This window comes from Georgenia sp. (assembly GCF_054605595.1).
The window spans coordinates 46792-54966 of the sequence record NZ_JBTSDU010000007.1 but is presented as its reverse complement, the minus strand read 5'-3'; the positions used below and the strand labels follow the sequence as shown (position 1 = coordinate 54966).

The following is an 8175-nucleotide window of genomic DNA, read 5'->3' as shown; positions in this document are numbered from 1 at the left end:
GGTAGTCCAGCTTCTCCTTGAGATTGTGGAAGAAGACGGTGTTCTGGTTGACGTGCTGGAGGAAGTACTGCCGCGCCGCCTCGCGGTCCGCGTCGAACTGGATCTTGCCGTCCGCGTCGTAGAGGTTGAGCATCGCGTTCAGCGCGTGGTAGTCAAGCTCGGGCGCGCTGGCGATCTCTACGCCGGTATCTGTGAGCGTCGCTGCCAAAACTGCCCCAATCCCTCTCGGACGCGGATGACGTCCTCGGTTGTCCCTAGTAGTTCGAATCGGTAGAGGTACGGCACCTGGCACCTCGCGGCGACGATGTCGCCCGCGAGGCAGTACGCCGTCCCGAAGTTCATGTTTCCGGCGGCGATGACGCCCCGGATGAGTGCTCGGTTGTGCTCGTCGTTCAGGAATCTGATGACCTGCTTGGGCACTGCGCCGCCGCTGGTGCCGCCACCGTAGGTGGGGACCACGAGGATGTACTCGTCCTCGACGCGCACGAGGGGGTCGGTGCGCCGGAGCGGGATCCGCTGGGCCGGCAGGCCCAGCTTCTGCACGAACCGGTGCGTGTTGTCGGTGGCCGAGGAGAAGTAGACGATGGCGGCCATCTCCACCTCTTCCGGTCCGGCCCCCTTCCGACGCTCACCGCGCCGGTGGGGCGGTTGGTGTTCAGCCGGACCACCGGGTCGCAGTGGTCCGGCTGAAGCCTGGTGTGTCAGGCGACGACGCCGGCCTGCTGGCGGGCGAGTGCCTTGATCTTGTCCGGGCGGAAGCCGGACCAGTGGTCGCCGTTCGCGAACACGACCGGGGCCTGCTGGTACCCGAGCGCCTTGACGCTCGCCAGAGCCTCGGGGTCCGTGGTGATGTCCACGACCTCGTACGCCAACCCCTGCTTGTTCAGGGCGCGGTACGTGGCATCGCACTGGACGCAGGACGGCTTGCTGTAGACGGTGATGCTCATTGAGCCGGTCTCCTTGGTCTCGGTGCGTCGCAGTCGAATGACACATCTGTAACAACGATCATGTGGTTCGCTCGGGAGCGAACCGGCTTCAGGTCTTGAACACTACACCTAGGGGTCGGAGCGGCGTCGGACCCCAACATCGTGGGTCGGCGTGTCGTCGGTCGCAATCGCTCCTCCTTCCGTGGACCCCGCCCTGTGGACGCCGGGGGCCGCTCTGGGGACATCGTGTGGACACCCGTGCACGAGCCGAGACGGGTGCCCGGCCTCAGATCCAAGCGTTGCACCGACCACTGACATCGCAGCCGGCCCCCCATGGGCGCACAGGCTGTGGACGCCCCGCCCCGGACTTGTCCACAGGCCGTGCGCGGATGGGCCGGCGCCGGCCCGTCGGAGGGCGTGCGCGCACCCCCCACGGGGCCTCGACACCCGGCGTGTCGAGGCCCCTGGCGTGTCGCAGCGCTCCTGGTGTCAGCGCCCTGGCGTGCCGGCACTCCTGGTGTGGCACAGCACTCCTGGTGTGGCACAGCACTCCCGGTGTGTCGCAGCGCCCTGGCGTCACAGCGCCCTGGCGTCACAGCGCCCTGGCGTCACAGCGCCCTGGCGTCACAGCCGACCGGGCACACGAGGAACGCGGGACGCGGGTGCGAGATGATGAGCGGACCATCCCGAGGAGGACTGTCATGCCGATGAACGTCGAGAGCTTCAACCTCGATCACCGCACCGTCGCCGCACCGTACGTCCGGGTGGCCGACACCAAGCGGTTGCCCGGCGGGGACGTGCTGACGAAGTACGACCTGCGCTTCTGCCAGCCGAACGTCGAGCACCTCGAGATGCCGGTGGTGCACTCGCTCGAGCACACCTTCGCCGAGCACGTCCGCAACCACTCCGACGACGTCATCGACTTCTCCCCCATGGGCTGCCAGACCGGTTTCTACCTGCTGCTCGCCGGTGAGCACCCGTTCGCGGAGGTGCTCGACCTCGTCGCCGTCGGGATGCGGGACGTCGTCGAGGCGACCGAGGTGCCCGCCGCCAACGAGACGCAGTGCGGCTGGGCCGCGAGCCACACCCTCAGCGGGGCGCAGGAGGCGGCCCGGCGCTTCCTCGACCACCGCGACGAGTGGGCCCAGGTCACGGCGTGAGCGGCCCGACCCGTTCCGTGGGGGACGTGCCCGCCGACCGGGCCACGCGCGACGAGCGCCCCGTCCACCTCCAGCGGGAGGGGCGCACCACCGTCGACGCGGTGGTGGTGGGCGCGATGGCGGAGGAGGTCGCCCCGTTCGAGGAGCTTGCCGCCTCGTCCGCGGTGGCGGACGTGGGCCGGCTCCTCACCGTGGGGGCGACCCGGCTGCTGGTCGTCCGCTCGGGGATCGGGCTCGTCAACGCGGCCGCCGCCCTGGTCCGCGCGCTCGGTGCGGTGGCGCCCCGTGCCGTCGTCTCCACCGGTTCGGCGGGCGGCCTCGCCGCTGCGACCGAGGTGGGCGACGTCGTCGTCGGCACCACCTACACCTACGCGAGCGCGGACGCGACGGCATTCGGCTACGAACGAGGGCAGGTGCCCGGCATGCCGCCCGCATACGCGGGTGACGAGACGCTTCTCGCCGCAGCACGGGCGAGCGGACCAACGGTGCCGACCGTGTCGACGGGTGCCGCGGGCACGCTGCGCACCGGGCAGATGGTCTCGGGCGACTCGTTCGTGACCGCGGTCAACGTCGACGCCGTGCGCGCCGGCTTCCCCGACGCGCTGAGCACCGACATGGAGACCACCGCGCTGGCCCAGGTGGCGTTCGGGTACGGCCTGCCGTTCCTGTCCGTGCGCGGGATCTCGGACCTGTGCGGCCCGGCGGCGGACCAGGACTTCCACCTGGCGGTGGCGGAGGTCGCCGCCCGGGCCGCCCGGGTGGTGCTGGCCGTGCTCGGCGCCGAGACGCACTGACCACCAAGGCACGCTGGGCACCAAGACACCCTCAGCACCCGGTCCGGCACCTCGCGGCCCGGGCCGGCGGTGCCGTCACGCGGCGAGCAGCCCGCGGGCGACGGCGGTGGACAGTGCCGGGGCCAGCGGCAGCCGGGGCAGCACGGTGGCCTGGTAGGCGTGGTAGACGTCGGGGCGGCCGGCCCACGTGCCGGCGGCGGGAAGCCCCAACGGGTCGACCTCGTGGTACCACCGACCCGGGGCCTCGATGAGGTAGCGCCGGGCGTAGGCCCACGAGGTGGCGTACCAGCGTGCGATCTCCTCGCGGGTGGTGGCGCCGTCGGTCGGTTCGTCGTCGGCGACGGCGTACAGCGCCGCCGCCGCCCCGATCGCCTCGCACACCACCCAGTGCATGCGCTGGGTGACGACGGGGACGCCGTCGAAGTCGACCGTGTAGACGAAGCCGTCGCCGCCGTCGACGGCCCAGCCCTCGTGCACGGCGGTCGCGAAGAGGGTGCGGGCCGCTTCGAGCATCCACGGCTCGGCCACCCGGCCCCGGGCGAGCAGCGCTGCGCGCAGGTGCAGGGTCAGGCGCGCCCACTCGAACCAGTGCCCGACGGTCGCCCCGAACGGGCGGAAGGGGTGGGCGGGGGTGTCCCGGTTGTAGTCGAGCAGGGGCTGCCAGTCGGCGTCGAAGTGCTCCGGGATGTGCCAGGCGTGCTCCCGGGCGAAGCCGTCGACGACGCGGCGGGTGATGCGCAGCGCCCGGTCGAGCCACATCTCGTCGCCGGTGACGTCGGCGACGGCGAGGTACGCCTCGACCGTGTGCATGTTCGCGTTGACGCCCCGGTACGCCTCGGCGGTGGTGAAGGCGCGGTCCCAGCCCTCGACGACCATGCCGGCCTGCTCGTCCCAGAACCGGTCGGTGTGCAGGGCCAGCGCCTCGGCGAGCAGCTCGGCGGCGCCGGGTCGCCCGGCCGCCGTCGCCGATGACGCGGCGAGCAGGACGAAGGCGTGCGGGTAGGCCTCCTTGCGGGCCCCGGCCTCGTCGGCGCGCCCGACGGCGGCGAACCACCCGCCGTGCTCGGGGTCGGCGAAGACCTCGCGGAGGGCGCGCAGCCCGTGGTCCACCAGCTCGGCGCAGCCGGCGCGCCCGCGCATCGCCCCGAGCGCGAACACGTGCGTCATCCGGCAGGTGGTCCACAGCTCGGCGCTGTCCGGGTCGGTGACGACACCGGCGTCGTCGAGATTGCCGAAGCCGACCGGGGTGCGCGATCCGCGGGCGAAGTCGAGGAGGGCGTCACCCTCCGCGTCGAGCCACGCGGGCGTGGGGTCGGTGAGCATGGCCGTCACGATAGCCTGGACGCACATCGGCGATGGAGGCGAGATGCTGGTCGAGTTCCCCGTGCTGGACGCCTCGCGCGCGTGCCAGGCCGGCGCCGTCTCCTACTGGCACGTCAGCGACGGCGAACAGGTCGCGCGCGGTCGGGTGCTGGCCGAGGTCCAAGTTGGGGACGTCGAGGCGGAGGTGCTCGCGCCGGCGAGCGGGACCGTCCACCTCGTGGTGGCCCAGGACGAGTCGACGGCGCAGGGCGCACCGATCGCCCGGATCGAGTGAACCGTGAAGCGGGCACCGCTCGACCCGAGCGTCATGGTCCGAAGGTTGTTCTCACGCTCCCCCGGCGGACGGACTCACCCGAGCTGGGTCGCCCACTTCGGTGACCTGCCACTCATGCTCGGTCACGAGTCGGCCGATGCCATCCTCGACCTCGCTCGCTCCGCCGTCGTCCCACCCCGCCTGCGACGCACGCCGCGCCCCTCACGCACGCACCGGGGGACGTAGGTCCGCCGTTGGCAAGGTGAGGCAAGCCTAATCTACTGAGCGTGAAGCTTTCCGACTGTCGGCGCGGCGCGTCGGTCCGGGTGCTCGGCGTGGACATCGCCGAGCACTCCCGGCTGCGTATCGAGGAGATGGGGCTCCGGCCGGGGGCGCTCGTGCGGGTCACGCAGCTCGCCGCGTTCGGCGGCGTCGTCGTCGCCACCGGGGCCGCCCGGGTGGGCCTGGACGCCGCCACCGCCCGGCGGGTGCGCATCGAGGCGGCCCCGGGGCCGATGCGATGAGCTGCCACACGCCGTCGCCCGGCGCCGTCGCGACCGAGACCGTCGGCGCGGCGCCGGCCGTGCTGCTGATGGGCAACCCGAACGTGGGCAAGTCGACCCTCTACAACGCGCTCACGGGCGCCCAGCAGGAGGTGCGCAACGCCCCGGGCACCACGGTGGAGGTCCACCAGGGCCGGTGGGCCGGCGCCGCCGTGCGCCTGCTCGACGTGCCCGGCACCTACTCCCTGCTCGCGCGCTCGCCCGACGAGCAGGTCGCCGTCGACGCGCTCGCCGACGGCGTCGCGCACGAGGGCGGGCCGGCCCTCGTCGTCGTCCTGCTCGACGCCACCGCCCTGGCCCGGTCGCTGTACCTGCTCGGCCAGGTCGCCCAGGCGGGCCGGCCCGTGGTGGCCGCCCTGACGATGTGCGACGTGGCGGCCGCGGGCGGCGCCCCGGTGGATCCCGCCCGGCTGGCGGCGACGCTGGGCGTCCCGGTCGTGCCCACCGACCCCCGGCGTCGGGACGGCCTCGCTGCGCTGACCGACACGGTGCAGCGCGCGCTCGCTGCGCCGTCGCACGTACGCGGCCTCGACCCGGACCCGGCCGCGCCCGGGTACGCCCCGTGCCGGTGCGCCACCGGCCGGTGCCGCCCCGCAGCGGTCGGGCCCGCCTGCCCCGGACCCAGGTCGACCGCCGCCGACGTGCCCCTGGACGCCCAGCTCACCCGGTCCCAGCGCCTGTTCGACTGGGCGCAGGACGTCCTCGACGAGGCCGGCCCCGCCCAGCCCGAGCCGCGCCCTACCGTCTCCGACCGGATCGACCGGGTGCTCCTGCACCGGGTGGCCGGCGTCCCGATCCTGCTCGCCGTCGTCTGGATCCTCTTCCAGCTCGCGACGGCGGTCGCCGCGCCACTGATGGACTGGGCCGAGCGCCTCGTGTCCGGGCCGCTCGCCGGCGCGGCCACCTGGCTGCTCGACGCCGTCGGCACCGGCGGTGGCTGGCTCGAGGGGCTGATCGTGGGCGGGCTGCTCGCCGGGGTGGGCACCGTGCTGTCCTTCGTCCCGCTGATGGCGCTGATGTTCCTGGCCATCAGCCTGCTGGAGGACTCCGGATACCTCGCCCGCGCCGCGATCGTCGCGGACCGGGCCATGCGACGCCTGGGACTGGACGGACGCGCAGTGCTGCCGCTCGTCGTCGGGTTCGGTTGCAACGTGCCGGCCCTGGCTGCCACCCGGACCCTGCCCGATGCCCGCCAGCGGCTCATCACCACGCTGCTGGTGCCGTACACCTCCTGCGCCGCCCGCCTGACCGTCTACATCCTGCTCGCGGGCGCGTTCTTCCCCGACCACGCCGGCACCGTCATCTTCGCGATGTACCTCCTCTCGGTCGTCCTGGTCGCCGCCGCGGGGCGGCTGCTGCGTCGGTTCGTGGGCGACGGCGGGGCGGACCACCCGCTCGTGATCGTGCTCCCGGCCTACCAGCGCCCGCAGCTGGGCGCGCTGGCGGTCGACACCTGGCGGCGGCTGAAGGGTTTCGTGACCAAGGCCGGCAAGGTGATCGTCGCCGCGCTGACCATCGTGTGGGTGCTGCTGGCGGTGCCGGTGACCGGTGGGTACGCCGTCGGCGAGGTTCCGGTGACCGACAGCGTGTACGGCGCCACCGCCGAGGCCATCGCACCGGTGTTCGCCCCCGCCGGCTTCGACGACTGGCGCGCCTCGGCCGCCCTGCTGACGGGGTTCGTGGCCAAGGAGGTCGTGGTCGGCTCCTTCGCGCAGACCTTCGCCGTTTCCGAGCCCGACGACCCCGCCGCGGGCGGGGCCCTCACCGAGCGGATCCGCGAGGCGTTCGAGACGTCCTCGGGGGGGCACGGCGAGGCGGCGGCCCTGGCGTTCATGGTGTTCGTCCTGGCCTACACACCGTGCCTGGCGACGCTCGCCGAGCAGCGACGCCTCATCGGTGCACGGCTGACCGGTGCGGCCCTGGCCGTCCAGCTCACCCTCGCCTGGTCCGCCGCCGTGGCGACCTTCCAGATCGGGCGGCTGCTGTGGTGAGCGCGCTGCGGCCGGCCGGGAGGGGGCGCGGCGATGTCCTGGCCGCCCTGCGCGACGGCGCGAGCCCCCGGGCCGCGAGCATGCGGACCGGCCAGGACCGCGCGCTCGTCGAGGTGATGGTGGAGCACTACCGGCGCCTGGGGCTGGTGGCTGATCCGGGTTGCACCGGCACCTGCCCGGCCGTCAGCCCCGGCCCGGTGCCACTCGGCTGTCGGGGCTGCCCGCTGGCCGGGTGAGGCCGCGACACTTCGACGAACTGGTGGCTCGCGCCCGCGCCCGCTATGGCCTCGACTGAGTTCGTCGACCCCTACCTCGATCCTGAGACGGGACTGCTGCGGAACAAGGTCAGCGCACGTACGAAAGGTCGCTCTCAATGACGCCGAGGGCGACCTTTCGTTCGCCCGACTCTTGCAACTCATGGACCAGCCGTCGAAGGCGACCGGAGACCTCGACGAGCTGCGCGCCGACAGCAACCTCCGTGGGCTCGATCGCGTTCGCTTCATCGACCGCCTGGCGCACCATGATGACCAGGTCAACTACGTCCATCCCTTCCGTGAGGGCAACGGCAGGACGCAGCACGTGTTCTGGAACCGTGTGGCTCGTGACGCGGGCTGGCAGCTCGACCGGCGCGGCGTGCACGGGTCGACGAACGACCAGGCGTGCCGAGCTGCATCCGGGCAACGCGACTTCGGGCCACTGCGAGAGATGTTCGACCAGATCGTCACCAAGGCCACCCTGCCGGCAGAGCGCGACGCCGCACGGCGTACAGCCGAGCGTGCGTGCCTGTCGTTCCCGACGCCCGCGACCTGCGCCACCCAGCCACGCCCCGATGGCCCATCGAGCGGGCCACGGGCGCGCAGCGAGCACCGTCCCGGCCGAGGCTACGGGACCACCGGGGCAGGGGGTCGGGCGATGAGCAACGTCGTCGGCTACGCGCGGGTGAGCACCCGTGAGCAGAACCCCGAGTCCCAGGCCGCCCGGGCGTGGGCCGAGGTGGCCTCGCCGCCGATTGACCACGCCATCTCCGAGCGCCCACGCGCCACCCTGGAAGGGTCGTACCGGCACGAGCCACCACCCCCGTACCGGGCCCGGTCAGGAGACCCGGACTGCTCCGCGATCCAGACGTAGAGGTCGGCGAGCTGCTGCTGCGCGCGGGGCGAGTGGA

General features: G+C 73.0%; 11 protein-coding genes and 1 pseudogene. 8 read left to right on the top strand and 4 right to left on the bottom strand.

All coding sequences use genetic code 11. The features are described 5' to 3' along the window. The 3 genes from ACYC1Z_RS02030 to nrdH form a co-directional block, all read right to left on the bottom strand. On the bottom strand, nt 1-208 hold a 208-nt coding region (locus ACYC1Z_RS02030; RefSeq protein WP_461407889.1), incomplete at its 3' end, for a hypothetical protein. Continuing rightward, nucleotides 178-594, bottom strand: a complete 417-nt coding sequence (gene nrdI / locus ACYC1Z_RS02025; RefSeq protein ID WP_461407888.1) for a class Ib ribonucleoside-diphosphate reductase assembly flavoprotein NrdI — start codon at nt 592-594, stop codon at nt 178-180. The genes nrdI and ACYC1Z_RS02030, both read right to left, overlap by 31 nt. A 107-nt stretch (nt 595-701) precedes the next feature. Next, on the bottom strand, nt 702-947 hold the full coding sequence (gene nrdH / locus ACYC1Z_RS02020; protein ID WP_461407887.1) for a glutaredoxin-like protein NrdH: 246 nt from the start codon (nt 945-947) through the stop codon (nt 702-704). A 680-nt stretch (nt 948-1627) separates the two neighbouring features. Here nrdH and ACYC1Z_RS02015 point away from each other — a divergent pair. Together ACYC1Z_RS02015 and mtnN are read left to right on the top strand one after the other, a co-directional pair. After that, nucleotides 1628-2086, top strand: a complete 459-nt coding sequence (locus ACYC1Z_RS02015) for an S-ribosylhomocysteine lyase (protein WP_461407886.1) — start codon at nt 1628-1630, stop codon at nt 2084-2086. Further along, a complete protein-coding gene (mtnN, locus tag ACYC1Z_RS02010; RefSeq protein WP_461407885.1) occupies nt 2083-2880 on the top strand; it encodes a 5'-methylthioadenosine/S-adenosylhomocysteine nucleosidase in 798 nt (265 codons plus the stop codon). The genes ACYC1Z_RS02015 and mtnN overlap by 4 nt, the downstream gene beginning before the upstream one ends. A gap of 75 nt (nt 2881-2955) precedes the next feature. On the opposite strand, the gene ACYC1Z_RS02005 is transcribed toward mtnN, so the two are convergent. After that, entirely contained in the window at nt 2956-4203 is a 1248-nt protein-coding gene (locus tag ACYC1Z_RS02005; RefSeq protein WP_461407884.1) for an AGE family epimerase/isomerase, read from the bottom strand. A 43-nt stretch (nt 4204-4246) separates the two neighbouring features. On the opposite strand from ACYC1Z_RS02005, the gene ACYC1Z_RS02000 reads away from it, so the two are divergent. The 6 genes and pseudogenes from ACYC1Z_RS02000 to ACYC1Z_RS01975 all read left to right on the top strand — a co-directional run bounded on the left by ACYC1Z_RS02000 (nt 4247) and on the right by ACYC1Z_RS01975 (nt 8138). Next, entirely contained in the window at nt 4247-4477 is a 231-nt protein-coding gene (locus tag ACYC1Z_RS02000; RefSeq protein ID WP_461407883.1) for a biotin/lipoyl-containing protein, read from the top strand. A gap of 266 nt (nt 4478-4743) precedes the next feature. After that, entirely contained in the window at nt 4744-4980 is a 237-nt protein-coding gene (locus ACYC1Z_RS01995) for a FeoA family protein (protein ID WP_461407882.1), read from the top strand. Beyond that, nucleotides 4977-7010: a ferrous iron transport protein B gene (feoB, locus tag ACYC1Z_RS01990; RefSeq protein WP_461407881.1), complete on the top strand. Its 2034-nt coding sequence runs from the start codon at nt 4977-4979 to the stop codon at nt 7008-7010. The genes ACYC1Z_RS01995 and feoB overlap by 4 nt, the downstream gene beginning before the upstream one ends. Further along, nucleotides 7007-7246: a hypothetical protein gene (locus ACYC1Z_RS01985; RefSeq protein WP_461407880.1), complete on the top strand. Its 240-nt coding sequence runs from the start codon at nt 7007-7009 to the stop codon at nt 7244-7246. The genes feoB and ACYC1Z_RS01985 overlap by 4 nt, the downstream gene beginning before the upstream one ends. A gap of 181 nt (nt 7247-7427) precedes the next feature. Continuing rightward, nucleotides 7428-7541 (top strand): annotated as a pseudogene (locus tag ACYC1Z_RS01980) (hypothetical protein); the annotation flags it as partial. Between the two features lie 381 nt (nt 7542-7922). After that, entirely contained in the window at nt 7923-8138 is a 216-nt protein-coding gene (locus ACYC1Z_RS01975) for a hypothetical protein (RefSeq protein WP_461407890.1), read from the top strand. The last annotated feature ends 37 nt before the right edge of the window (nt 8139-8175 follow it).

What these genes read in the sequence shown, in the direction of transcription:
- nrdI (WP_461407888.1), bottom strand. Translation starts at nt 594, where the DNA reads ATGGCCGCCATCGTCTACTTCTCCTCGGCCACCGACAACACGCACCGG.
- nrdH (WP_461407887.1), bottom strand. Translation starts at nt 947, where the DNA reads ATGAGCATCACCGTCTACAGCAAGCCGTCCTGCGTCCAGTGCGATGCC.
- ACYC1Z_RS02015 (WP_461407886.1), top strand. Translation starts at nt 1,628, where the DNA reads ATGCCGATGAACGTCGAGAGCTTCAACCTCGATCACCGCACCGTCGCC.
- ACYC1Z_RS02005 (WP_461407884.1), bottom strand. Translation starts at nt 4,203, where the DNA reads ATGCTCACCGACCCCACGCCCGCGTGGCTCGACGCGGAGGGTGACGCC.
- ACYC1Z_RS02000 (WP_461407883.1), top strand. Translation starts at nt 4,247, where the DNA reads ATGCTGGTCGAGTTCCCCGTGCTGGACGCCTCGCGCGCGTGCCAGGCC.
- feoB (WP_461407881.1), top strand. Translation starts at nt 4,977, where the DNA reads ATGAGCTGCCACACGCCGTCGCCCGGCGCCGTCGCGACCGAGACCGTC.
- ACYC1Z_RS01975 (WP_461407890.1), top strand. Translation starts at nt 7,923, where the DNA reads ATGAGCAACGTCGTCGGCTACGCGCGGGTGAGCACCCGTGAGCAGAAC.